The organism is Psychrobacter sp. D2, assembly GCF_013608135.1.
Classification (GTDB): domain Bacteria; phylum Pseudomonadota; class Gammaproteobacteria; order Pseudomonadales; family Moraxellaceae; genus Psychrobacter; species Psychrobacter cryohalolentis.
In genome coordinates this window covers 432,776-457,865 of the sequence record NZ_JACDXZ010000002.1, presented here as the reverse complement: position 1 = coordinate 457,865, position 25,090 = coordinate 432,776, and the positions used below count along the sequence as shown (strand labels likewise).

At 42.3% G+C, this 25,090-nt stretch carries 24 protein-coding genes; 3 read left to right on the top strand and 21 right to left on the bottom strand.

Annotation, left to right across the window (positions count from 1 at the left end):
* Positions 1-134 precede the first annotated feature (134 nt).
* From H0262_RS04655 to H0262_RS04595, 13 genes are all read right to left on the bottom strand, one after another.
* The gene (locus H0262_RS04655; protein ID WP_181209853.1) at positions 135-809 is read right to left on the bottom strand and encodes a glycosyltransferase family 2 protein; all 675 of its coding nucleotides are present in this window, start codon (positions 807-809) and stop codon (positions 135-137) included.
* Positions 810-853: 44 nt separating this feature from the next.
* On the bottom strand, positions 854-1,651 hold the full coding sequence (locus H0262_RS04650) for a class I SAM-dependent methyltransferase (protein WP_181209852.1): 798 nt from the start codon (positions 1,649-1,651) through the stop codon (positions 854-856).
* Entirely contained in the window at positions 1,635-2,495 is an 861-nt protein-coding gene (locus tag H0262_RS04645; protein ID WP_220432367.1) for a PIG-L deacetylase family protein, read from the bottom strand. The genes H0262_RS04650 and H0262_RS04645 overlap by 17 nt, the downstream gene beginning before the upstream one ends.
* Positions 2,483-3,565: an acyl-CoA dehydrogenase gene (locus H0262_RS04640; RefSeq protein WP_181209851.1), complete on the bottom strand. Its 1,083-nt coding sequence runs from the start codon at positions 3,563-3,565 to the stop codon at positions 2,483-2,485. Before H0262_RS04640 ends, H0262_RS04645 begins: the two co-directional genes overlap by 13 nt.
* 19 nt (positions 3,566-3,584) lie before the next feature.
* Entirely contained in the window at positions 3,585-5,186 is a 1,602-nt protein-coding gene (locus tag H0262_RS04635; RefSeq protein ID WP_181209850.1) for a trehalose-6-phosphate synthase, read from the bottom strand.
* The gene (gene otsB / locus H0262_RS04630) at positions 5,183-6,064 is read right to left on the bottom strand and encodes a trehalose-phosphatase (RefSeq protein WP_181209849.1); all 882 of its coding nucleotides are present in this window, start codon (positions 6,062-6,064) and stop codon (positions 5,183-5,185) included. The genes H0262_RS04635 and otsB overlap by 4 nt, the downstream gene beginning before the upstream one ends.
* Positions 6,065-6,287: 223 nt before the next feature.
* Positions 6,288-6,611: a hypothetical protein gene (locus H0262_RS04625; protein ID WP_181209848.1), complete on the bottom strand. Its 324-nt coding sequence runs from the start codon at positions 6,609-6,611 to the stop codon at positions 6,288-6,290.
* Positions 6,612-6,668: 57 nt separating this feature from the next.
* Positions 6,669-7,400: a nucleotidyltransferase family protein gene (locus H0262_RS04620; protein ID WP_181209847.1), complete on the bottom strand. Its 732-nt coding sequence runs from the start codon at positions 7,398-7,400 to the stop codon at positions 6,669-6,671.
* On the bottom strand, positions 7,393-8,745 hold the full coding sequence (locus H0262_RS04615) for an XdhC family protein (RefSeq protein ID WP_181209846.1): 1,353 nt from the start codon (positions 8,743-8,745) through the stop codon (positions 7,393-7,395). Before H0262_RS04615 ends, H0262_RS04620 begins: the two co-directional genes overlap by 8 nt.
* A gap of 97 nt (positions 8,746-8,842) precedes the next feature.
* Positions 8,843-11,296 carry a xanthine dehydrogenase family protein molybdopterin-binding subunit gene (locus tag H0262_RS04610; protein WP_181209845.1) on the bottom strand — a complete coding sequence of 818 codons (2,454 nt, stop codon included), beginning with the start codon at positions 11,294-11,296 and terminating at the stop codon, positions 8,843-8,845.
* Between the two features lie 2 nt (positions 11,297-11,298).
* On the bottom strand, positions 11,299-12,291 hold the full coding sequence (locus tag H0262_RS04605; protein ID WP_181209844.1) for a xanthine dehydrogenase family protein subunit M: 993 nt from the start codon (positions 12,289-12,291) through the stop codon (positions 11,299-11,301).
* Positions 12,288-12,968 (bottom strand): 2Fe-2S iron-sulfur cluster-binding protein, encoded by a 681-nt coding sequence (locus H0262_RS04600; RefSeq protein ID WP_181209843.1) that lies wholly within the window; start codon positions 12,966-12,968, stop codon positions 12,288-12,290. Before H0262_RS04600 ends, H0262_RS04605 begins: the two co-directional genes overlap by 4 nt.
* 138 nt (positions 12,969-13,106) lie before the next feature.
* Positions 13,107-13,250: a hypothetical protein gene (locus tag H0262_RS04595; protein WP_201532233.1), complete on the bottom strand. Its 144-nt coding sequence runs from the start codon at positions 13,248-13,250 to the stop codon at positions 13,107-13,109.
* Positions 13,251-13,544: 294 nt separating this feature from the next.
* Here H0262_RS04595 and H0262_RS04590 point away from each other — a divergent pair, with 294 nt between their 5' ends.
* On the top strand, positions 13,545-13,787 hold the full coding sequence (locus H0262_RS04590) for a hypothetical protein (RefSeq protein WP_020443953.1): 243 nt from the start codon (positions 13,545-13,547) through the stop codon (positions 13,785-13,787).
* A gap of 126 nt (positions 13,788-13,913) precedes the next feature.
* On the opposite strand, the gene H0262_RS04585 is transcribed toward H0262_RS04590, so the two are convergent.
* From H0262_RS04585 to H0262_RS04560, 6 genes are all read right to left on the bottom strand, one after another.
* Positions 13,914-14,639, bottom strand: coding sequence for a DUF3726 domain-containing protein (locus tag H0262_RS04585; RefSeq protein ID WP_181209842.1), 726 nt, complete (start codon positions 14,637-14,639; stop codon positions 13,914-13,916).
* On the bottom strand, positions 14,623-16,356 hold the full coding sequence (locus H0262_RS04580; RefSeq protein ID WP_181209841.1) for a hypothetical protein: 1,734 nt from the start codon (positions 16,354-16,356) through the stop codon (positions 14,623-14,625). The genes H0262_RS04585 and H0262_RS04580 overlap by 17 nt, the downstream gene beginning before the upstream one ends.
* A 102-nt stretch (positions 16,357-16,458) precedes the next feature.
* On the bottom strand, positions 16,459-18,138 hold the full coding sequence (locus H0262_RS04575) for a BCCT family transporter (RefSeq protein WP_181209840.1): 1,680 nt from the start codon (positions 18,136-18,138) through the stop codon (positions 16,459-16,461).
* Positions 18,139-18,272: 134 nt separating this feature from the next.
* A complete protein-coding gene (locus H0262_RS04570) occupies positions 18,273-19,262 on the bottom strand; it encodes a membrane dipeptidase (protein ID WP_020443957.1) in 990 nt (329 codons plus the stop codon).
* A 136-nt stretch (positions 19,263-19,398) separates the two neighbouring features.
* Entirely contained in the window at positions 19,399-20,874 is a 1,476-nt protein-coding gene (locus H0262_RS04565) for an aldehyde dehydrogenase family protein (protein ID WP_181209839.1), read from the bottom strand.
* A gap of 71 nt (positions 20,875-20,945) precedes the next feature.
* A complete protein-coding gene (locus H0262_RS04560) occupies positions 20,946-21,335 on the bottom strand; it encodes a RidA family protein (RefSeq protein ID WP_011514136.1) in 390 nt (129 codons plus the stop codon).
* A 170-nt stretch (positions 21,336-21,505) separates the two neighbouring features.
* Here H0262_RS04560 and H0262_RS04555 point away from each other — a divergent pair, with 170 nt between their 5' ends.
* Positions 21,506-22,396, top strand: a complete 891-nt coding sequence (locus tag H0262_RS04555; protein WP_181209838.1) for a LysR family transcriptional regulator — start codon at positions 21,506-21,508, stop codon at positions 22,394-22,396.
* Between the two features lie 551 nt (positions 22,397-22,947).
* Here H0262_RS04555 and H0262_RS04550 read toward each other — a convergent pair.
* Together H0262_RS04550 and H0262_RS04545 are read right to left on the bottom strand one after the other, a co-directional pair.
* Positions 22,948-23,226 carry a peptidylprolyl isomerase gene (locus tag H0262_RS04550; RefSeq protein ID WP_011514138.1) on the bottom strand — a complete coding sequence of 93 codons (279 nt, stop codon included), beginning with the start codon at positions 23,224-23,226 and terminating at the stop codon, positions 22,948-22,950.
* Positions 23,227-23,641: 415 nt separating this feature from the next.
* The gene (locus H0262_RS04545; RefSeq protein WP_181209837.1) at positions 23,642-24,055 is read right to left on the bottom strand and encodes an organic hydroperoxide resistance protein; all 414 of its coding nucleotides are present in this window, start codon (positions 24,053-24,055) and stop codon (positions 23,642-23,644) included.
* 73 nt (positions 24,056-24,128) lie between these two features.
* Between H0262_RS04545 and H0262_RS04540 the strand changes: the two genes are divergently transcribed.
* Positions 24,129-25,082: an AraC family transcriptional regulator gene (locus tag H0262_RS04540; protein ID WP_259275399.1), complete on the top strand. Its 954-nt coding sequence runs from the start codon at positions 24,129-24,131 to the stop codon at positions 25,080-25,082.
* Positions 25,083-25,090: the final 8 nt, after the last annotated feature.

The window sequence follows — 25,090 nt, the reverse complement described above, 5'->3', positions numbered from 1 at the left end:
GCTATCAGCTTAGTAGTTGATCACCAACGTAAAATACTCGATGTAGCAAACTCACTTGGTATTGGTAGATCAACTGTAGTGATCAAATAATTTAGAACATCTGACCACTACAGTACAGTCTCATATTGCATATCTTAATGTAGATTGTTTTGTTCTAAATGGGTTAGAAACGCTGCAAAACCTTCGGTTGCTCGAGCCTGTAGTCGGCTACTGGTCATTACACGGACACGATTGCTCCAAGTGATGGCATAGCTTTGATCTTCAAATCTACTGACCAAGTCTACATCCTCATGACAAGGTATAGATGCAAAGCCGCCAACAGCCAGATAAGCCTCACTACTAAAACTTAAATTTGCTCCATGAATATGATGGTGTCCCATTCTATCTTGGTAATGAGCGATATAATCCTTTCGAGTTTGCGGTGTTAACCGTGCCCAACTGTCAACTTGCACTACGCCGCAAATCATATCTGTCGGTTGGTGGCTAATATGTTCAATCTGCTGTGCCAACCAATCTACAGTTACCACGGAGTCAGCGTCTGTACAGGCAATCCATGTGGCACCATTTGTGATCGCATGACGAATACCAATATCTCTCACCCTTCCCACACATTGATAGTCACAGCATAAGTAATCAATACCAGCGGCTTTGACGATGGACTGCGTATTATCAGTACAGCTATCCAACACCACTAGCGGATACGCTTTAATCGTTGAGGGCAATTGCTCGATAGCGGTCCGTACTGATGCCAAGCATTTAGCGATGGTCATTGCCTCATTATGAGCGGGAATCACAATGCCAATTTTCATAGCCTATTCACCTCTCTACTCAGTTTTTTAAAACTTACACTCTGTTATATCAAGTTTTCTTGCATGGCTACCGAGCTTGGAGAACGTTGCCAAATATCTAATAAGAAATCATTATCTATCACTTGGCTTTGATGATTAAACGCAACCTGATGCTTCTCATGATTTGCAAAGTTAAGGGCATGGTGCAGGCGCTGATGTACAGTTTCACCTGTCATAGCAAAGCCATCAATAGCATAGCGCCAATGACAGCATAGCAATGTACCGCCTATAGCAAGGTTTTGCTGAGTCCAAGCGATCACTGTATCAATATCATTAGGTGATAAATAATATAAAATTTCACTAATGACAATTAAATCAAAGGCTGGCTCTATAGTAGGTGTATCGTTTGATAAAGGATAAGCCTCTATAATTGCCTCCTTTAAATTTAATAATCTATTAGGAACCACACCTTGAATAACCTTAACATGAGACAATTCTGCCAAGCGCTCTTTCGCAAGTTGCACTGCCCGTTGATTACCATCGATACTCACTAATGCCCGACAACGTTGAGCGAATAACTCACTAAGTACGCCGTTTCCGCAGCCTAGTTCAATGGCATTGTTATATTGAGATTGGGGTAGTATCGCTAGACAAATATCACGTTTTCGTTTTTCATACCAGCGAGTTTGATACTGCCATGGGTCTGTGTTGTCATTATATAATGCGTCAAAATACGATTCTGAATAAGCAGGTGATTGGCACTTAGTAGCAGAATTATCGTCTAAGACAGTTTTAGCATAATCTAAACTGTCGACTAAGTTATCGGCATTCATTAATGGCTTAGGTTCAGAGGTGTGATTCATATAAATAAACCTCCCAAGGTTGGCTGATTCTAACGATCGTTTGCGCGGATAAAATAGGCGGATTGCCCGTACTGTCATCAGCAGTGATTTGACTTTCAAAGCAGGCAATGGCCTCTATTTTACGCTGTAGCTGCTCAGTGGTTAAGTCAACTCTCATGGCACAGTGCCAAGGAATACGGCTATCCGCAGGTTTTGCCCAATGCCATGCCCAAATCAACACTTGATAACAGACTAAATGATGCTGCTTGGCAAATGAGACCACCACTTGTCCAGTTGCTTCATGGTCAGGATGCCCGTCGTGCATAAAAGGCGTTATTAAAATATCGTTAGGTTGAATAATGGTGGATAGTTTCTGGTGAAACTGATCTTGTTGGGCAAAGACATTGCCATCTGTTAAGTCTAAAGCAACAGTCGTGACCTGATGGGCCACACTCAATACTTCTAGCGCTTTAACACTTTCTTGTGGGCGGATGATATTAAGCTTTTCTTGAGAATAAAATTGCGAGTTTGGATGACTTTGTGTGCCATTAGTCACGTGAATAAGAACGATAGGATTGCCATTCGCCGCCAGTTGTTGCAACAGACCGCCACAGCCTAGCACTTCATCATCAGGATGCGGGGCGAAGATACAGACACGCTGATGCGGGGCAAAGCTTTTTGCAATATCAAATCGAGGCATGTCTTGCAGTCCTGACCAGTTTTTCCAAGCATCTTGACTGGTGCCATCACCTTCAATAACACGGTCACCTACAATCGGATGGTTGCCTTCAGGAAAAGCAACATGGGTAGCAGCATTATCTTTGGTGGCAGGTTCTACAGCCTTATTAGATATTATAGTTGCCATATATTGTCCTGCCCATCAGTTAAGTCATTGGCTAAAATACCAGTTAATTCGCCGATTTTCTGTAAGTCAACAGCGCCATGACTTTGGCGGATAAACACGGGCAGATCGGCTGACAATCTTGCAAAATGGGCATTGCGACAAAATGGCGCTGCTCCCAATGCCTGCCCGACAACCTCCATTACTTGGCGAGCGACTTTCTCAACTTGTAATCTTAGCTGGCGTATGGCAAGTTCATGACTCAGCTGTGGCTGGCTATCTATTAAACCAGCAACATAATGAAAATACTGCTGAGTGACTGCCAATGCCGTACTAATTTGACCCAAATACATGGCTTTATAATCGTTTGGTTTTTGCTCATAGGCGCTGATTAAATAGTCTGCTAGGTAAGCGGTTGCCCCGTACCAGCAAGCAGCAACACCTGCGGCTCCATGCCAAAACCCCACTCGTTCTAGATAAGCATTGGCTCTCCCAACTTGGGTGGCCGATACATCATGGAACTTTAATGTTGCTGTATAAGTGGCTTGCATCCCCACTGCCTGCCACTCCTCGTTATCAATCTCAATACCAGATTGACTCATATCTACGACAAGCAATTGCGCGTGACCATTAGCATCACGATACGTTATGAGTCCATGATCTACCATATTGGCCCCTGAACACCACGCTTTGGTACCACTGACTTTTCCTTGCTCATAACGTATAGGATTACCTTCTGCCGCCCAAACAGCCCATAACCCTTGATCTGCTTTACCATAGCCTACTTCGTATAAAATGCTTAGAGCATCCAAGTGCGACTCAAACCATTTTGCAATCGTTAAATCAACACCTGCTACATAAGCCAAGATCTGCCAACGGATCAATGTGCTTGATATTGCACCATTTACATTGGTAGCACCACTTGCCGGATGCGGGACTTTCTCGCTATAGGTGATTAAGGCTTTTAGAATGTCATGACGTAATGCATCAGTTAAGCCAAGCGTCCTAATGATTTGATTATTAGTATGTATGATATTGTCTATACTGGCTTTAATCTCTGATAATAAAGGATTTTTTGCATCTAACGGTAGCATGAGGGTCTCCTAATCGTTCTTATGAGTCAGACATTTGGACTGTGACAGGTTTCAAAATATCTGTTTGTCGCCTTTTAACATCATACAGATCATCTAAAAAACTCTGCTGCCAAGCTTGCAAATTATCTTTTTGCAGTCCTTGCAGTAGCGATTGATAGCGCGACTGCCGCTCACCTAATGGCATTGTCAAAGCAATCCCTAAACCGTCTGTCATACTTTTTGGTTGATGTGGGTCGATAATGACTGCGGCTTGCATTTGCGCCGCTGCCCCAGCGTAACGTGAGAGCAATAGCACGCCAGGATTATCAGGATTTTGAGCAGCAATATACTCTTTGGCAACCAGATTCATACCATCTTTAAGCGAATTGACCCAGCCGATATCACTCTGCCAAAACATCGTCATCAATGTCTCGTGGCTTATTACGCTTTCGTCATAGTTGATAGCTTGCCAAGTATCTGTAGAAGCATCTTTTGTATATTTACTAGGCAAAAACTGCTGATTAATATCATTAACAGCAGTTTTAACATCATGATGAAGTTGTTGATAAGCAGGCACATCTAAGCGACTAGGACAGGCGATTTGTAATAATTTCAGTTGATTCTGATAGGACGGATTTTGCTGTAAAAAATTGCGATATGCCGAAAAACGCTTTAACAAACCCTTTGAGTAATCAATTCTATCTACTGCAATAATCTGTTGGGCGTTAGACTTTATGCTTTTTTTGCTCTGATGGGCTTTGACGTATTGTACTGAGCACTGCGCAGACAAATGGCTGACCTGTTGTTGGATTCTCTCTACATTCACACCGATTGGATAAGCATTAACCACTAAAGAATGCTGGGATTTTAAATCTAAATTGAGCAGTAACTGCACATTAGATGATTCATATAGACTAGCAGCATGTTTGTCGTGTAAAACATTTATTGGTGAGAGCTCTAAAGAACATACCTCTAAAATCTTATCTGTTAAATAATATCTGCAAACCACAAGACAGTTGGCTCTACCTTGATGAGTTTGTGTACCAAGTACGTCATAATGAGCAAGGTGCCTAATGAGCTCATCGCTTTTATCAAGCGATTGCCAAAATGGCAATGAGACAAATGGGATGTGTAAAAAAAATCCGATACGATTGTGAATACCCAACTGCCTACAATGATATGCCACACTTAAAAAGTGATAATCATGAACCCAAATCACATCATCAGGCTTAATAATCTTCTTTAATTGCTTAGCAAAAAGACGGTTTACCTCTTGATAGCCTGCGTAATCCTCTGGTGTTTCATGAATTAAATCAGGTCGCTCGTGCAATAATGGCCACAATACATTATTGGCAAATCCACAGTAAAACTGCTGATATTGCTTAGTCGTAAAAGCAGTGGTCATATAAGTAATAGAGGTCTTACCCTGTGATATATCTATGCCTGATAAGACGGCTTGTTTGGTAATACTAAATTCATTAGAGAAATCATCATCAAGTATATTAACGATTTCACCATTCCATCCCATCCAAATGACTGATTTTTCCATTAATACGTCTTGCAGTGCTATCGCCAGTCCGCCTGCCATTGGATTTTTATCAGGCATTTTAACCCGATTAGACAAGACGATTAAGCGGCTCATATCACGTGCCTCACTGTTTCTTTTGCTAGCATTGAATGCTCTTGGCAAAAGCTTAAAAAGCTATTCAGTAACATGGTGACCTCATGAGTATTACGTACATAGTAATTGGCATGCGTAGCCTCACTACCAACCTTAATCCCCATTCCTTTTAATGGCTGTGGTTGACTGGCTATTATTTGATTTTCACCTTGTACAGCCACAAACCCTGCTTCATCCGTAATATCATCACCGATAAAAATAGGGAAAACACTATTACTACTCTGCATTCTTTTTAATAAAGTCAGAATTGCGCTACCTTTATCCACTCCTTTTGGCACTACCTCCCAAACATATTTACCGGATTTCAATGTCCAGTTAGCATAAGTTTTTAAGGTTTCTACCATGAGAGTATAAGCCGCATCAGCCAACACAGGGTTCTTTCGGAAATGGAGGGCGACAGAATAGGGTTTATTTTCTACGGTGAGGTCATCAAAAGGAATGCAAGATTGGATAATAGACTTTCTTATTACAGCAAGTTCCATGATGTCAACAGATACAACGTGTGTCTCATTATGATCACTGATATCATCAAACGCTATTTCTAGTCCATGCGTTGCGGCAATCGGTAATGTTAAAGGAGACAGCATTTGCCTTGCTTCAGCCAAACTGCGTCCTGTTATGACAGCAAGTTTTACACCATGGCTTTGTATTTTTTGTAGAAGAGTTAAGGTTGATGTTGGGATAACACTGTCTTTTGGATTCAGTGTGAAATCAGCTAACGTACCATCTATATCTAGAAACAAATAATAATTTTGCTGAGGGCATAAATAGTCAGCAAAGTTTTTTGGCAGAATATAAATAGGTCGCCTATTTATGCTGGGATTTCTTCCTGAAGTCACGTTTCTTCCCTTTTAATATGAGAACATTTTTCGCTCTAACACCACCTAAGTTTGAAATAATTTAGCTGCTAAAAGTTACTGTCGTTTTTAATATAGATCTATAGGAAGGCCACTATTAAGCAACTAAATCTAATAAGAAGTGTGCCATAGCTCCAGTAAAAATCTAGTGACCAGAGTGTGCTGTTTGACGTGAGTTCTGTAACTCATTAAACACGGTTGCCATTTATAGCAGACCGCTATACATTGTATGTAATTCAATGGCGCTTAGCTTTTCGTGTAGTGCGCTCATTTGTAACTTGCAGCTCTTGTAATACGCTACTTTGTCTTTTTCTTTGTCTTCTAAGCTTTTTTGATAAGTAAAATCGTCCAATAGCATTAAACAATTTGTAATTAACTTGAGATTATTTAATGATAGATCCTCATACTTACCCAAAGCATGCGACTTGATTTTTGAGCGTAATTCAAATAATCCCAAATTACTGTCTTGATAATATTTTTTAATCAGTTCGTCCCTTGATTCTACGCTACTCTTATCATTTTCTTTCATCGCAACCCTCAAACTATATGCTCCTGTGCTTATAACTACCCATTTTCTTATAAATGATTAAGCATCAAGCCAATGCTGTTGTCTGGCATAAAAAAGCTGTTTGGGCGTATCGATATCATAGCTAAGTTGATGGTTTATGACCGTACTTAACTCATTTGATGGTAAGGCTCTAATAAAATGGCGCAGACCTTTATCCCCTATCAGTGCTGGTTGCCACTGTTTGAGACGCTCAACGTTAATGACTATCGGAAGACCGGTGATATTATTTTTACTTGTATTAGTAGAATACACTTTATCTAGACATTGATAACGACTAGCGACCACCGTGCTTTTGAACGCTAACAATTCTTTCAAATGCTCACTATCTAACAATACTTGATCTACCCCCATGATTAACACTCGATTAATCAATGAGATATTCAAGTTAGTCAGAGCTTCAATACCAAGAGACAAGCTATGCGCCATACCCGTTTTAGGTATTAAATTAATCACAGTATAGATTATTGGATTTTGACGGACCAACTCATTAATCGCATCAGTGATTGCTGGTTGATCTTTAGGAAGGACAACAATAACGGCAAGAGGCTTTGTGGCTAATGCTATTTTAGTCATATAACAGATGAGAGGTTCGCCATGCTTGCTGAGCAGTTGCTTAGATTGACCAAGACGCTCGCTCAGACCGCTTGCTAAAATAATAACAGCGTGGTTTTGTTCATCATTTTCTGTACTATTGGGCAATGGATTTTTGGTTGGTAAAGTAGAATTATTAGTATCAACATCGCTAGTCATGGGCGTAATCATTTTTATAATTATTGAAGCCTGATTGCTCTGAAGCGTCCAGATTATAGTAGCTATTTGGAAGTGATATTTGCGGCGCGTGTCCATGAATCACCGCGCTCATTTGTGCCATGATACTGAGTGCCAATGCTTCAGGTCCATCCCCACCCAACTTATAACCGATAGGATAATGCAGTTTACGAATACCATCAGCTAAAATATGTGGGTTAGCACTTGTCTCACTAATTTCTTTGATTAAACGCTCAGTACGATAGCGAGGTCCCAGTTGTCCAAGATAACGATATTGAGCAGAATGCTCTAGTAGTACGGCTAGTCGGGCGTGGTCTTGAGCCAGACTATGAGACATCACAGCAACGGCGGCGCCAGCACTGAGATTGAGCAATGTTTCGCTATCATCCAAAGCCACGCACAGTACTGAGTCTGCTTGGCTAAAGCGCAGACGTGTTGCATATTGGGGTCGACTGTCTATGACGGTGACATGCCAATCCTGTAACTTTGCCATTGTCACCAGCGGTATAACATCGTTACCTGCCCCGCAAATCACTAATCGTGTCTGTGGGCAAATGCGCTGCAATAACCACTCACTCTCATGCTTCCGATCACATGTAGCTTGTAATTCTAAATCGCCCATTAGCTTCATATATTCAGTATTTTTTTTATGAAACTTATGGTTTGATAGTTTTTGAATGGTATTTAACAACATATCATCTATAAACGTATTCGAATCGCTTATCATGTTGCGGTTCAAATATAAATCGGTCAGACTTCCTGTCTTTAAATACGTATCTAAATAAATGCGGCTACCAACTTGCATCCCCATTCCTTTAATCTTTGCACTATCCAACCTAATAAGCGTAGCAATGGTTGCTGGCTGTTGAGTATGACGAACCTGACGGATGAGATCAAGTAATGATATCGCTGTCGATAAACGCTCAAATAAGACATGTATTCGTCCATTACAACCCAAGCCAAAATTGAGCTCGCCGTATAAAAAATCGTCTTCAGACATATCTGCATCTTTAATGCTAGCACTATCATCGTCTACAATAGACAAATCAGAGTCACCATTTTTATGATATCCAATATCATCACCTGTCTGGTAAACTTGTATATTCGCACCGTTTCGAGTCAGCCAAAAGGCACGTTTGATAATATGCGGCTCAAGGCAGCCGCCGCTAATCATCCCAACCGAACGTCCATCGGCGCAGATAAGCATCATCGCACCCGGCTGACGGTACGCCGAGCCTTCTGTACGAACCACGGTGGCTAATACAGCATCGATGTTTTGTTGTGTTGCTTGCTCAGCAAGGTCAAGGATATCAGCAGCTTGATTCATAACGTTCCTTATAGACTTATCAATAAGCTTAGAGAATAAGCTAAAAAAACCCGCTGTTTAATCGGATTTTTTTAAGCAAAACAGTATTTGATAAGAATCAATCTGGCAGTTGGTCAATAAGCTTATCTAGAGTAATGGGGAAGTCTCGAACCCGGATACCGACCGCATTATAGATAGCATTTGCAATCGCTGCTGCAGCGCCTGAAATTGCTGTTTCGCCAATCCCTTTGATATGCATTGGGTTGGTATAACGATCATCTTCTTCTAGCAAAATAACATCCAGTTGCGGTACGTCAGCATTAACAGGAATATGGTATTCAGAGAGGTCATGATTACACAAGCGCCCGTCATGTTTATCATGGATAACCTCTTCCATCAAAGCTGAACCTATACCAAAAACCATACCACCATAACACTGTGAAGTAGCGGTTTTTTGATTGAGGATACGCCCTGAGGCAAATACGCCCGTCATACGCTTGACTCGAATCTCACCCGTCACTCGGTGCACAGCGACTTCTGCAAAATTGGCACCGAATGAAGATTGGCGATGGGTTTTTTCATTTTTACCCGGTTTAATCTTGCCTTTAGCACTTAACTTTTGGTCGTCATATTGCGCGATAATATCGGCTAGTGAATAACTATTATGGCCACTAAAATCATATCTACTTTGTTTAGCCTCCTGCTTCTCCGGCAAGCGTTCCAATACAGATTCAGGGAGAGGCACGCTCGTTTTTTCTGCTAACTTCTCTACAAGTTCAGTGGCGACATCCTTACCAGATTCAATGATAGTCTCTGTTACTGTAACTTCATGCTCTCCTATTTCGCTGATCTGACCGTCATTTAGCTGGATAGTGTCGGAGTATAGTCCAACTTTGTCTGCCAGCATTTCACGCAATTGCTGACACGCCAGATAAATACTGCTACCTGAGCTTGCCGCACCCATGCTACCGCCTGAACCAACGGCTGGCGGCATACTAGTATCGCCAAGTTTCATCTCAATATGGTCAACCGGTAGACCAAGTAGATCAGCAGCAATTTGGGTAAATACGGTATAAGAGCCCGTACCAATATCGGTCATATCTGTTTCAATAATGGCTTTAATCCCAAGCATTTTTGAGTCATCGATTTGTAGGGTTGCTCTTGCTTCAGAAAGCTTTAACTGATTACCACGGGCAGCGGCAGCCATACCGATACCCAACCACCAGTCTCCTTCTAAGCACTTGGCGGGCATCTTATTGCGTTTCTCCCAACCAAACTGCTCAGCCCCTTTTTCCATACAGGCGATCAGCTGCCGAGTTGAAAAAGGTATTTCTTTACTAGGATCCTGATGAGGCTCATTACGGCGGCGTAGCTCTATAGGATCCATATCTAATTGAATGGCCAACTCGTCCATTGCACATTCAACAGCAATTAACCCCACCGCTTCCCCAGGGGCGCGCATTGAACCTGATAATACTTTATTGACATCAACCATCTGATAGTCGACCTGACGATTTTCACCACGGTATAGATAGTGAGTAGACAGCGCTGCAGGCTCAAAGAAGCTCTCACCGGGTAAGTTACTAGTGATGGTATTATGGATAAAAGTATTAATAATACCGTTTTTATTACAGCCGATGCCAATCCGTTGACGCGTATCTGAGCGCCTTATGGTGGTTTCCATGACTTGCGGGCGAGTCATCACAATCAATACCGGACGCTTAAGCTCTTTTGCAGAAATGGCCGCGGCAATCGATTCAGGTGCAATACCAAGTTTACTGCCAAAACCGCCACCAACGTAATGAGCAATCAGTTGCACATTATCTGGATCCAAATTTAAGGCATCCGCCACTTGTTGTTTGCAAGAGGACAACATCTGATTGGCCGTATACAAGACTAACTTTTCATCCTCCCAATAAGCCAATGTAGCATGTGGCTCCATGGGCGAACTACTCTGGCTTGGCGTATGATAAATCTGATCAAACGAAACCTCAGACTCTTTAAGTCCTTGCTCTGGGTAGCCCTGCTTATAATTCTTGTCCGAGCCTTTTTTTTCATCAACCGAATGCGCATTTCCCAATGCTGAGCTGAAATCTATCACAGCATTTGCTGTTTCATCTTCATAAGTCACCTTGAGGGCTTTTGCGCCTTCAGTAGCCGCTTCAAAGGTTTCAGCGATTACGGCAGCTATGGGCTGACCATGGTAAAAAATCTCAGCGACGCCTTGAGTGGGTGCTTTTTTCTCCCCGCCTTGCTGAGCGTTACGCAAAAAATGCTCGGGATCAGTAACCACTTTAATAATACCTGGAATCGCCTCCACTGCATGGCTATCGATGTGCTTCACCTTGCCTTTAGCAATGGTCGCACCAACTAAGACGCCGTAAACCTGTCCTTCAATATAAAATTCTGCGCTATAAGTCGCTTGTCCACTGACTTTCAAGGAACCGTCTACACGGTTGATAGGTTTACCAACCAATTGACTGGCAGTTTTATCAAAAAGAGTATCAACTGGGTTATCCATGGTCAGTTTTTTTGTGGGTTCTGATGGCAGTACTGCGTCCAATAGTGACATGATTATGCTCCCTTACCCGTTAGTGCGCGCTCAATAACTTGCTTTAACAAGCGACGCGTCAGCGGTATCTTAAAGTCGTTCTGACCATTACCCTTGGCATCTTTTAATAGTAAATCTGCCGCTTGCGAAATAATGTCGACATTACCGTCTGTACCTATGAGTAATGCTTCAACCGCTTCATTACGCCAAGGTTTAGTGCCGATACCACCAAATGCCAAACGTACCGTTTCTAATTTTTTTTGATTATTAATATTGATTACTGCCGCGCATGACACTAAAGCAAAGGCGTAAGAGGCGCGATCACGAACTTTGTCATAAGTGTGCATGCCTTTCACTGGAGCTGGGAGAACAATATGAGTAATCAGCTCCCCTGTCTCTAAGACAGTTTCGATATTTGGCGTGTCTTTTGGCAAGCAATAGAAGTCTTTAATCGGAATCTGGCGCGAGGTGCCGTCTGCTTTGAGCGTCTCAATAGTGGCATCGAGTAAGCGCATCGCTACCGCCATATCTGATGGGTGCTGAGCAATACAATCATCACTTGTTCCTAAGACAGCAAGCGGACGATTTTCACCTTTAATAGCGGGACAACCAGAACCAGGATTGCGTTTATTACAAGGACTATCGGGCTGATAAAAGTAGTAACAACGGGTGCGTTGTAATAGGTTGCCGCCTGTAGTGGCTCTGTTGCGCAATTGACCTGTCGCTCCGGCTAAAATTGCTCGAGAGAGTACAGGATAGTTTGCAATCACAGTGGGATACGCCGCTAAATCACTGTTCGTCACCAGCGTGCCGATGCGTAATCCACCATCAGCGGTAGTCTCTATTTGTTGCAGCTCCAAGCGCGTAATATCAACCAATTTTTGAGGAGTCTCAATCTCAATCTTCATTAAATCTAGTAAATTGGTGCCACCGGCAATAAAAGATGCATCCTCAGGCGTGGCAAACATCACGGCTTGTTGCGGTTCAAGGGCACGGATATATTCAAAGCGTTTCATGAACGTTCTCCCTTAGCACTGGCAGCATTGGGAACATTAGCAGTTTGCTTTACCATTGAATGACCGCCAATTTGTGCCTCGCTAGGCGGCGGCGACCAAATACCACTAATAGCTACATCAGCTGGGCTATTATTAGGCGCATCGTCGGTCACTGAAGAAGAGTTTGATACTTGCTTTTCAAGTACCTGTGAGATGGCTCTGATAATATTAGGATAGGCTGAACAGCGACAGATATTGCCACTCATGCGCTCAGCAATTTCTTGTACTAGCAGTCCATTAGGATTTTGCAAATCAGTAGTTACATGACTTGGCCACTGTTGTTTGATTTCCTCTATCAATGCCGTTGCAGAACAAATTTGTCCCGGCGTGCAATAGCCACATTGAAAGGCATCATGGTCTTTAAAAGCCTGTTGCAATTCTGATAGCGATTCAGGTAGTCCGATACCTTCAATGGTGGTAATCTCATCACCATCGTGCATGACCGCTAATGTCAAACAAGAATTGATTCGTCGCCCATTAATAATCATAGTACAAGCGCCGCATTGCCCATGATCACAGCCTTTTTTTGGTCCTGTGATATGTAGATGGTGACGACATACATCCAGCAATGTCGTTCGCGGGTCAAGATTATCAAAATCATAATCCTGCTGATTAATCGTTAACATTAAATTAGACATGCTGGCTTCTCGCTGGCAAAGGATAATAAAATATTAGATTAGGTCTTGTAACTAGTCTATAGATTAAATGTTAACTGTTAACTACATTCAGTTATTGCTGTTGTGTTTTTCGGGACCATGAGATTTTGGTAATTTGAACTACGAACCCATAATGGGCGCAGTTCGATTAATTTCCGACTGCGCTACTTGTTCAGGTGATCCTTGCGCTACAATTTTTCCACCTTCATCACCAGCGCCCTGACTGATATCAATAATCCACTCGCTACTTATGGCAACCTGCATATCGTGCTCAACCATAATAACCGTACTGCCAGTGTCAACAAGAACCTTACAATCACCTAGTTAGCTTTATCAGTACCAGTCAAAATACAAGAAAATCGTATCTCTAAAGAAGATTGGAGCAGTTAGTAACAGTCGTAACCTTTCGTCAAGTTTCATAAAGCTACGCAACGTCATAATCCTTTATCATTTCCTTTGTCGACAGAGTAAGGCTTCATCAAGACATTTTGTTTGATGGTAAGTCTTGCTTCTTAATCAATAATTTATGTTTGAATACGAATTTGGAAGGAAATGATAATGAAAAATACAATGATAAGCGCTATTGTAGCTGCTACCGTTTGTTTTGCTATGATTGGTCAAGCAAGTGCTGCACCCGCGCCGCATGTTGCAAAACATCATGTTACCCATACAAAGCAACATAAAGCTCCTCAGAAAGTAATGGTTAAAAAAGTTGCAAATAAGAAGGTTGCACATAAGAGAGTTGTGGCTCAACACCATAAACCTGCACCTAAAGTCGTATATGTTCAAAACCGTCGTTAATTAGCATACATTTAATGGTATTATCTGATGAAAACTAGCTCCTAGTTAGGAGCTAGTTTTTATTGTGTTGCAGGTTGTAATTTCATCTATGGTCGTTTGAGCAGCAACGCGTGCTTGCTCTATAACCTATATACCTCCTGCTCCTTTACTTGATGCCTCACTGTTTTCGACCAATATTGCTGCAGCGCTTTTTTTCAGAGTTGCCCACTGCCCATCATCAACATAAATACCTTCTTTCCATGCCCTTTGATGGGTTTCATACAACTCATCTGTTGATACTTTACGATCAAAGTACTGAATATCCTGTTCAATATCAAAGTTGGTTGTTGATAGCTCAATGACCATGTCATTGGTATTATAATTTGCCTGCGCTTCATTAAAAAAATATAGATCAGGATAAACAAATCTTTTATCTAAAGTAAATATCGTATGCTTGGGTGCGCTACCATTGTCCCACTTCGCCAAACAAGCGATGCCTTTTGCCGCCAGTTTTGCAAGCTCACTATAAGCCAGCCAGCGGTTATGACAATTCTGCAAATACACTTTAAAATGATCGCGACTGCCCATCTTTTCAATCACATAATCCATCACTGCCGGTAAATGACAGACCAAACTGCTCCCATGCAAGTCTAATCTGACTTCACCCTCGCCTTGATAGATGATATCAATCGCAACATCACGTTCAGACAAAATAAAAGGACTGGCATTATTGAAATGCAAAATACCATTTAGACCAGCCATCTGTAGCTCAGCTACCATGGAAGCAATAAGGTCAGCTTCGCCTACTTCACGTTGCATGCCCAAAAAAGCTTTATTCACCATGGTCACTATTTCGTTATGCGATACGATCATGGGTTAGCCCTCTTTTCGGTACAGATAAATTTGGTAATAAAGGAAACAGCCACTCATCGCTGTGTACTTCAGCAAACAAAGGCGCACCTTGGAATAGCGTGACACGCACCCAGCGATCTGATCTTGGATCGAACTTAGTGGCGCCAAACATAGACAATTTACAGCGTAACAAATGCATTGGTAATGCCGTCTTTTGCAGCACATTAATCTGAATATCGCCCATCTTTTTATGCCCCATTGTCCAGACGCGCCGAGCAATAGAACGATACTTTGGTTGCTTTAAGATAAATTCTGATAACAATTGCTGTGGATCCGCTTGTTGTAATGCCAGATATAAAGTATTCGCCTGCCTACCAATATCTAATAGGAATTCCTTATCATCGCCACGCTCTTGTCCGCGCACACCCATTCTTGGCTCTTCTTTATCTTCTGAGCGATACCAGAACCAATAGACATTATCTTCTGCCTCAAAATCAATACTGATCGCCCATTGATAACGCGCTTCTAATACGTCAATCAAATCTTGCACGACTTTGCCACCGGGCAGTGACATGGTTTCATCAGCATTGGCTTGCCCTGCAAACGCATCAACAAGCTCAGGATACAGCTCCATTATGCAAGAAATAATGACCTCTTGGCTCTCAAAACTAAGGTGCGCCTGACGCTGTAAAAAATCAGCCCACGTGTCACATCCTTCAATCTCGCTCGTAAAGTTGTTTTGTAGCTTATTCAGCTCATCAACGACGGTATTATTCAATAGAATTTGCGGCTCATTGATAGTCACCACTTCAGAGAAATGCTGGATAGCGCGCTTCATTAAGTTTGAAAGCTGCTGGATTTTATTATTATTACGGTCATCTTCAATATTACAGACCAACACTGCTTGTAGCGCTCCTTCACGCGCACTCAGCCATTGATCAACGACACAAGGATGATTGATGAGATAAGGTGCCATTCCAAGACCAGTCGCATTACCTATGCCCAGATACTGCTTAATATCCGGATGCAAGCTGACCGCTTTATCACCACCCTTTTTTTGAGCCAAGTAATCGACCCAGTCAAGGCTAAATTCTCGAATGAGATACACCGCACACATCTGGGCGCGAAAAGATTGATTAAAATCCTCGCTGTGATCTAGCGGTTTAAAGTCATAAATACCAAATTTACCATTACCATAAACTGCCGTAGTACGCAGGATATAGCCGACTTGCGCCAGTACGTCCAAATCAGGCTGCTGCCCGTCAGCAAGTGAGCTGACAATATGATCAAAGACTCGTACGCTTTTGTTGGCACGTGCCAGCACCATCACCATGTTTGAGTTACGACCCGCTTCTTGTAATGGCACATTGGCTTTTAGATTGGCAAGTAGCTCGTCTCCTATCTCTCCATAAACGAGGGCAAAGGTGACATCCCATTTTTGCGCAATGACGCGATCGTTACGATCTTCATCGGCAATCTGATTGCAAAATACCACCAGATGATAAACATGCTCAGGGGTTTGCAAGCGATAAATCACTTGTCCATAACCGTCGTTATCTAAATCCCATAGGTGCTTGCTTAATGTCCAATGCTCTTTGTCGATTTTGCGCAATAACGTACGGACGAAGCTAATACGCGTTTGGTGCATAGCGCCGAGTCGTTCAGAATGCATCACCACATCGGGTGTACGGAAGCTGACTGCATCTAGCCTATCGTTGTTTGGCAAAGTATGTTCCATATAACTATCACCTTCAATAATGTGTTGAACCAACCACCTTTTAATACTTTGGATTTACGGCTTTTATACGCAAATAAATGATCATCTATAATAAAGCGCTACCTAGTCTATTTTTTCATTTTTTTCGACAAGCTGCTCTTCGATGAGCTGATGGGCAGTTTCCACTCTATTAGGGCGATAAAGATCCTGATCCCTTGCCATCTGCTGCGCAATTTTTGGTCCATTCCATAGTGATGGCAGCAAAACAAAGGATACAGGCACCGCCGTAATGACAATAAAGGACTGCAACGCTGTCACGCCGCCTGCACCAAGCGAGATAAGAACAATCGCCGTCACCCCCATCATCACGCCCCAAAAGGTGCGAATAATAGCATTTGGCTCTCTCTCACCACTGATCACGACACTGATGGTATAGGTCATCGAATCACCAGTAGTAACAATGAAAACCATGGTTAGAATGATAAACAATAAGGAAGTAATCAAAGGAAATGGCAGCTGCTGAGTGATGGCAAGCAGTGCTCCAGGAAGATTAAAGCCTTCAAATGCTGTACTCACACTACCAGGATTGGCAATCTCAAACGCAAGACCCGAACCGCCGATGACCGTGAACCAAAAGCAGGTAACCAATGGCGCCAAAATGCACACGGTCGTAATCAATTCACGAATCGTGCGACCGCGTGAGATACGAGCGATAAATATCGCCATCATCGGGCCATAACCCAAAAACCAGCCCCAAAAGAAAACCGTCCAACCACCAAGCCAAGCTTCATCACCACGATAGGTTGCCATCGGGATAAAGTTTTGCACCATGGTGCCAACACCTTGAATATACCCATTAACAATAAATTTGCTAGGACCAAACATCAAAATAAAGACCATCAGACCAAAGGCCAATATGACATTAAAGCGACTGAGCAGCTGCATACCTCGAGCAAGACCACTAATGGCTGAGAGCGTATAAAGTGCAATAGCAAAGATGATAATGATAAGTTGGGTAGTAAAGGTATCAGGAATACCAAACAGCGTATTCAACGCATAGCTGGTTTGTAATCCCAAAAATCCAATAGGACCGATCGTACCGGCAGCAACCGCGACAATACAGCAAGCGTCGATAATTGCACCCGTTTGACCTGTCAGCACGCGTTCACCAAACATAGGATATAAAAGTGTACGCGGTTTAAGCGGTAAGCCTTTATCATAATGTAGATGCATCACTACAATAGCAGTCAAGCTACCGACAATAGACCAAGCTAGAAATCCCCAATGCATAAAGGACTGAGATAGCGCATTGAAAGCGCGTTGTTGGATATCAGCGGTTTCAGCATAGACAGGCGGTGCGCTAACGAAATGAGCGATAGGTTCAGCGGCTGCCCAAAAGACGCCGCCGCCAGCAAGTAGCGTACAGAATAAAATTGCCATCCATTTAAAACTGTCCATCTCAGGCCTAGCTAGATTACCTAAAATGACGCGCCCCGTGCGACCTGCCCCAACTGCCAACGCAATCACAAAGGTCCCTAACAATAAGATTTGCCAAAAAGGACCAAAGACCGTTGCCGACCAAGAAAATCCGATATTGATTAATTTTGCCAAGCGCTCTTCGGCAAAGATGGCCATAAGAACAAACACAATAATAAAGCCGCCACTGTACCAAAATGCTGGGTTTTTTAGCCCTAAAGTATCTAATGGATTGTCTGCATGCGCTAAAGCATCTGCTATCTTATCGGTTTCTTGAGAGCGTCCTTGCTCATGTCGCTTACTGTTAAATCCTTTTAAATCAGCCATGATGTGATTCCATATGATAATGTTGCGTCATTTAAATTGGCGTTTTATCTAAACCGTCTTACCCATCTATACTTTAATGCTTGTTACTTTGAGTTTTAGCCAGCATTTTAGAAGGCTACATCTGTGCCTAGCACTTACACTAAAGGTTTAATGCCACTCTCAAGAAAATTAAACCAGTTTTGTCCAATGATTTTTCCAGCATCAGCATCATTAAAACCATGTTTGAGCAGACCGTTATAAATATTCTCCATACCGTCTTTTCCTGCAAACCATGGCAAAGTATCCGGCCAACCTGAATTGTTGGCATTACCTTCGCCATAATCCATGGCCTTTGACCAGCGTCCATTGCGCATCCACTCAAGTACTGCTTGTGGTTGGTTCAGGCACAAATCACTACCAATAGCTAAATGATCAACGCCGTATTTATCGGCACAATCAGCAACCATACTGCAAAAATCATTGAGCGTACAATCACTACCATTAGGCAGATGAAACGGATATAAGCTAAAACCTAACAGCCCGCCTGCTTTGGTCAAGGCACTAATAACGGTATCAGATTTATTACGCAACGCATCGTGTGCAGCCGTTGGATTGGCATGACTGATACATATCGGGCGCGTAGAATGCTCAATCGCTTCAAGCGTTGAGCGCTCTGCGCTATGCGACATATCGATAATCATACCAACTCGATTCATCTCTGCTATCGCCTGCTGACCAAAACGCGTAATGCCACTATCATTCTTCTCATAACAACCGGTCGCTAGTAAGCTTTGGTTATTATATGTCAGCTGCATGATCAGTAGTCCTAAACGGCGCATCACACTGATAAGACCAATTTCATCATCAATCGGTGAACAATTTTGTGCGCCAAAAAGAATACCGACTTTGCCTTGCTGCTTTGCCCTCTCAATATCAGTGACTGAATAGACTGGCAAGATAAGATCTGAGTTTTGCTCAAAGCGTGCATGCCATTCTGCAAAACGCGTCATTGTCTGCCGTGAATCCTCATGATAAACCAAGGTGGCATGTACCGCATTGATACCGCTGGCTTGCAGCATTTTGAAATAGTCACGATCCCAATGGCTATATTGTAAGCCGTCAATGACGATATGGTCTTGATACATAGTTAATTCCTTTTATACTTTTACAAATGCATTATGGCGGGATAAGCTTTGGCAGCCTCTATCAGGGTTTCAAGCAGCATGTCAGAGAATCTTTACCAGCCACACATCACTATTAGCACATGTCATTAACTGACTTTTAATAAGCTTTTTGATAAGCGGTTTTAACGATGGTATAAAACTCTTTAGCATACTGACCTTGCTCCCGCGGACCAAAGCTTGACTCTTTACGACCACCGAAAGGCACATGATAGTCCGTACCAGCAGTGGCTAGATTGACCATGACGCAACCTGCTTGTACTTGCTCTTTGAACATTGAACTATTACGCAAGCTTTGGGTGATGATGCCGCCTGTTAGACCAAAGCGAGTATCATTGGTCATCGCAATCGCTTCCTCTAAACTGCTAACGCGCATGACACAAGCTAGTGGTGCGAATACTTCTTCTTGATTGATATCCCAGCTGTTATCGGTCTCAGTAAACAAGGTAGGCGACATATAATAGCCATCATGTGGCATATCTAAACGCTCGCCACCAAAGGCTAAGTTCGCACCAGCTTGCTTGGCTTTTTCAATCCAATCTAGGTTGGATGCAAGTTGCTTATCATCAATCACAGGACCCATAAAGATACCGTCATCAAGCGCATGACCAACTTTTAGGGTTTTCATTTTTGCGATGACACCATCGACGAAAGCATCATGAATACCATCCATGACAATCAAACGTGAAGATGCCGTACATTTTTGTCCTGAACCGCCAAACGCACCAGCAACCGCTGCATCAATAGCGACTTGTAAATCAGCATCATCGGCGATAACTAAAGCATTCTTACTACCCATCTCCAGCTGGCAGCGCACAAAGTTAGGCGCGGTTGCCGCAGCCACTTTACGACCGGTTGGCACTGAACCTGTGAAGCTGACCGCATCGATATCTTTTGAATGAATGAGTGCATCACCAACTGATGAGCCGCCGCCCAATACCAAGTTGAATGTGCCTTCAGGCAACCCTTGACGGTGAATGATTTCAGCTAAGGCGACCGCACTGGCTGGTGTTAAATTGGCAGGCTTCCAAATGACGCTATTGCCAAATGCTAAGGCTGGGGCGATTTTCCACACAGCAGTTGCGGTTGGGAAGTTCCAAGGAGAGATAATGGCGACGACGCCGACTGCCTCACGAGTTACTTCTACTTTAACCCCTGGACGTACTGAATCTGCAGTATCGCCCATTTGGCGTAACACCTCAGCGGCGTAATAATGAAAGAACTGACCTGCACGATAAATCTCGCCGCGACCCTCAAGAAATGGCTTGCCTTCTTCACGTGATAGCAAAGTACCTAGCTCATCACAACGGGCAATCATTTCATCGCCAATTGCCTGCAAAATCGATTGCTTCTTCTCTAACGGCATTGCCTCCCACTTTGGCTGCGCTTGACGGGCAGCAGCAATAGCATCCTTAACTTGATCGCTACTGGCTTGGGCGAACTCGCCGATAGTTTCAGTGATATCAGAGGGATTAATATTAGTAATGGTATCGCTACCCGCTTGCCATTCACCATTGATATAAAGTGATTGCTGTGGGTCTTGCTGTGATACTTTTTGTGTGTTTTGAGCTGACATAGTGGCGTCCTCAGTTTATTAAAATTTACGTTATCAAATGATTTAAAGAGCTGTATAAATATAGTGAAAAACTATGGTACGTTCGCATAAACGACTAGCTCAACCAACATCTCTTCACGAGCAAGTCCTGCTATCACTAAAGCCGCGCGATTTGGATAAGGTGCTGTAAAATATTCCGCATAGACTTGATTGACCGTTTTTAGATATTCACGATCAGTAACATAAATGAGTACCTGTAAGACTGAGTCCATGCCTACATTGGCACATTCTAAAGTATGCTTTAAATTATCAAGGGTTTGCCGGGTTTGGGCTTCGATACCACCTGCGACCACATCACCGTTTTCATCAATAGGAATCTGCGCGGTGTATAACGTGCCATTACTCGTGACTGCCCATTCAAGAGGTGCTTTTGAGGCGTAAAGTGAAGTCTGAACCGCTTGTTTGGTTGAGGGAGTCGTCATATCGTCATATCCTTTGAATGAATGGTTTGGCAATTTCTGTGTTATTGATTATCCTACGCAATAAATAATGACAAATCTAACTAATTAAATATTAAATATGATAGATTTAATCTATCGCTATAATAAATAGTACCTGATCAACGGCAGCAAGCATAAAGGCACTAACGATTATGAAACTACAACAGTTACGACATTTTTTGTTTGTGGTAGAAGAAGGGGGTTTTCGCGTGGCAGCCAACCGCGCCAATAGAACACAGGCCGCATTATCCGCCTCGATAAAAGAGCTGGAAAAAACACTGGATCAGCGTTTATTCGAAAGTGGCAATAAAGCAACACTGACGCCGTTTGGGGAAAGTTGCTTGCCAAAGATTCAGCAGTTCATCAGTATTTACCAAGCATTTGAAGAGGACTTAAGAGCGACCGCAGCAGGCGATAAAGGGAAGATAAGAATTGCTAGCGTGCCATCACTGGTGACTAAGCTACTGCCTAGCGTATTGGTCGCCTATTCAAAGAAATATCCTGATATTGAAATTGTTTTGATAGATGATAACGCGGTTGGCGTCGCAAATCGGTTGCTCACGGGCGAGGTGGATTTGGCATTAGGTAACTGTACCAGTATCAATCAAACAGATATTGATTTTACCCCACTTATATCAGACCCTATCGGTGTGGTTTGTCTTAAAAGCAATGCGCTGAATCATGAATCACGTCACTCTCAAGGGCTAAAATGGCAACAACTCATGGCAGAGCCTTTTATTTATAATGGTACCTGTCGACTACTTGAGAACACACCTGCAGAAGTGCTCAACCGCAAAGCTCGCTATACGGTAGAAAATATCACCTCACTGTTCTCATTGTTAAGAAACGATCTTGGTATCACCACCCTACCGAAACTCGCCTTTCCTTCTAATGAGCCCGAGCTGGTTTGGATAAACTTACTTGACCCTTCTTTAAACAGACAAATCGGTATCTTTAAACTGGCTGACAAATCTATTTCCCCGCCCGCTCAAGCTTTTTATGAGCTATGTGTGACCTATGTGCAAGAGCACTATCTATTGTGATGCATCCAACAATAAAGCCACTGATTGCGGTATTGTTGTCTTAATTAGTGAGTAGTGGCAGACTGAATGAGTCATCACAGACGAAGACTTATCATGAAAGTGACTTCTAAAGATAGAGTGAACTCATTGATACCAGCGATACGTTATAGCGCTAGTTGTAACTGCCCGAAGTGTGGCTGCAGCGCGGCATCTATTTGTGATAAATGTGATAGGTGGTCGAAATGCTGTGAGTGTGGTGAAAAGTAAATATCGCCATCACTTTTAAACCTTATAGTGCATAGCCATGTACAATATCGATGACACATAAAAAACAGCCTATAGAATCGATTCTGTAAGCTAATAAAATCAATACATATAAGATATTGTCGTATTATGATATTTGGTTGATCTATCTTGAACGATATAGGGTGTTGTCAGCAGTTCGAGTCTGCTTATGCCTACCAAATATTTAGAAAGCCCCAGTCTAACGACTGAGGCTTTTTTTATCGGTAAAATATGGAATGTACCGGAAAATCCTAGATTGATATCAATCAAAGCTCAGAATCTAACCCTTACGTTCTGTAAAGCACTTTAACCACATGCCAGCCAAATTTGGTTTTCACTAAGTGTGGGGTGAGGAGTTCGCCGCTGAAGCAAATTTTATCAAACGGCGGTACCATATCGCCTTGCTTAAACTCACCTAAGCTGCCGCCTTTTTTAGCTGATGGGCAGGTTGAGTATTTCTTAGCCAACACATCAAACATGTTGCCTTTTTTAAGCTTGGCAAGGATATCTTCAGCTTGTTCTTTGTCTTTTACTAAAATGTGTAATGCGCTAGCTGTACGAGCCATAAGGTAAACCCTTCATAAAATATCGATTGTCGGGGCATTATATCATTACTTACCTTAGTTGCTAACCTTACTGGTCTGCGCTACTTCATCAAAAGTCATTATCTGCCTTTTAAGTGTCAGTACAATGCATCTAACAGACGCCCATAAACAGTTTAATCTGAGCTAAAAGCAATTGGCAGCTTATGTGCCCAGTGCTTATACAATCGATTTATCATTTGCTGCTAGCCATTGTAACTTAGTCAGCGGAAGACAATAAACTGGAGCTTGTGTAAGAATTTTAGTATTTATATTGCAGTATTTATATTGCTTAGTACCATAAAAAATTGCTTGGCTACCTAGAGTAACCAAGCAATTTTACATTTTATTATTGTTGTATTATTTTTTATAGTTATTGGCTTTTAATGACAAACGCTATTTAAACAACCGTAACATGCAAGCGCACATCAACATTGCCACGAGTGGCATTAGAGTATGGGCAAACTTGATGAGCGGTCTCGATTAGAGTTTGTGCTTGGGCTTCATCAATACCAGATACTTCGACAGACAGCTCTATATCTAAGTTATAGCTATTATCCGCTTTCATACCAATACCAACTTGAGCAGATGTTTTCGAAGCGGTTACCGGTAGTTTCATTTGTTGTGCAGTCATATTTAGCGCACTATCAAAACACGCAGCGTAACCCATCGCAAACAGCTGCTCTGGATTCACCCCCTCTTTATCTTTTTCTTGAAAGGATACCAAGTCAAAACCGAGCGAACCATCGTCAAGACCTGTATGTCCAGAACGACCACCAGTTGCTGTAGCACGAGTTTTATAAAATATTTTCATTATGCGTTCCTTATTTAGATTTATTGAATATGATTAAAATCAGACTTGATGCGTCGTGATGGGATTATTATAGATGCGCAACCAACAATCCGTTAGAACAGTCCTACGAAACTCTTGCCTAATTATCCAAAAATTTATATTATCAAGCAAACCTAAAAATAAGAAAAACATCATGCAGACAAAAACCATTGAACAATTACTTAGACTATTACCCAAAAATAAAACGATCGAATCTACTATTCCAAACTTATTTTTCTATTGCGCTGACAGGCCAAGTAAAACCGTCAGCTACATTCAAGAGCCTAGCATATGTATCGTCCTGCAAGGCGAGCGCGAGATTTACTTAGGAAAAGATTGCCAAAAATTTGACAATAGCAGCCTGATGTTTTGCCCTGTCGATATTCCTTTAAGTATGCACATTAAGCATGCTTCGTCAGACCATCCTGTCATCGTTTTATCAATGAAATTAAATCTTGTGATGATTCAAGAAGTACTCGCTAGAATACCGCCTCAACAACAAGTAAAAGAAGGTAATTTGGGAATAAAATGGCAATTAGATGACGCTATAATGCAAGCGTTTGAGCGATTGGTAAACTTACTTGATTGTCCAAATGATACTGATTTTTTATCTTCTTTAATACAGCAAGAAATTTATTATCGCATGCTCTCGGCACAACAAGGGAATAAGTTGCGACAACTGGTCATCAATGGCAGTCATACTCACCGTATTTCACAAGCAACCGATTGGCTAAAAACGCATTTAGACGAACCTGTGGTGATTGGAGACTTGGCGAGCCGATGTGGTATGAGTATCTCAGGTTTTCACCAACACTTTAAAGAGATTACACAGTTGAGTCCGCTACAGTATCAAAAAAAATTACGATTAATGGAAGCGAGGCGTCTGATCATATCCAATGACTCTCAAATATCACAGATTGCCATGCAAGTAGGCTATGAAAGCCCCAGCCAATTTAGCCGAGAATATAAACGATTATTTGGAAACAGTCCAAATAGCGATTTGAGTTAAGGGGTTGA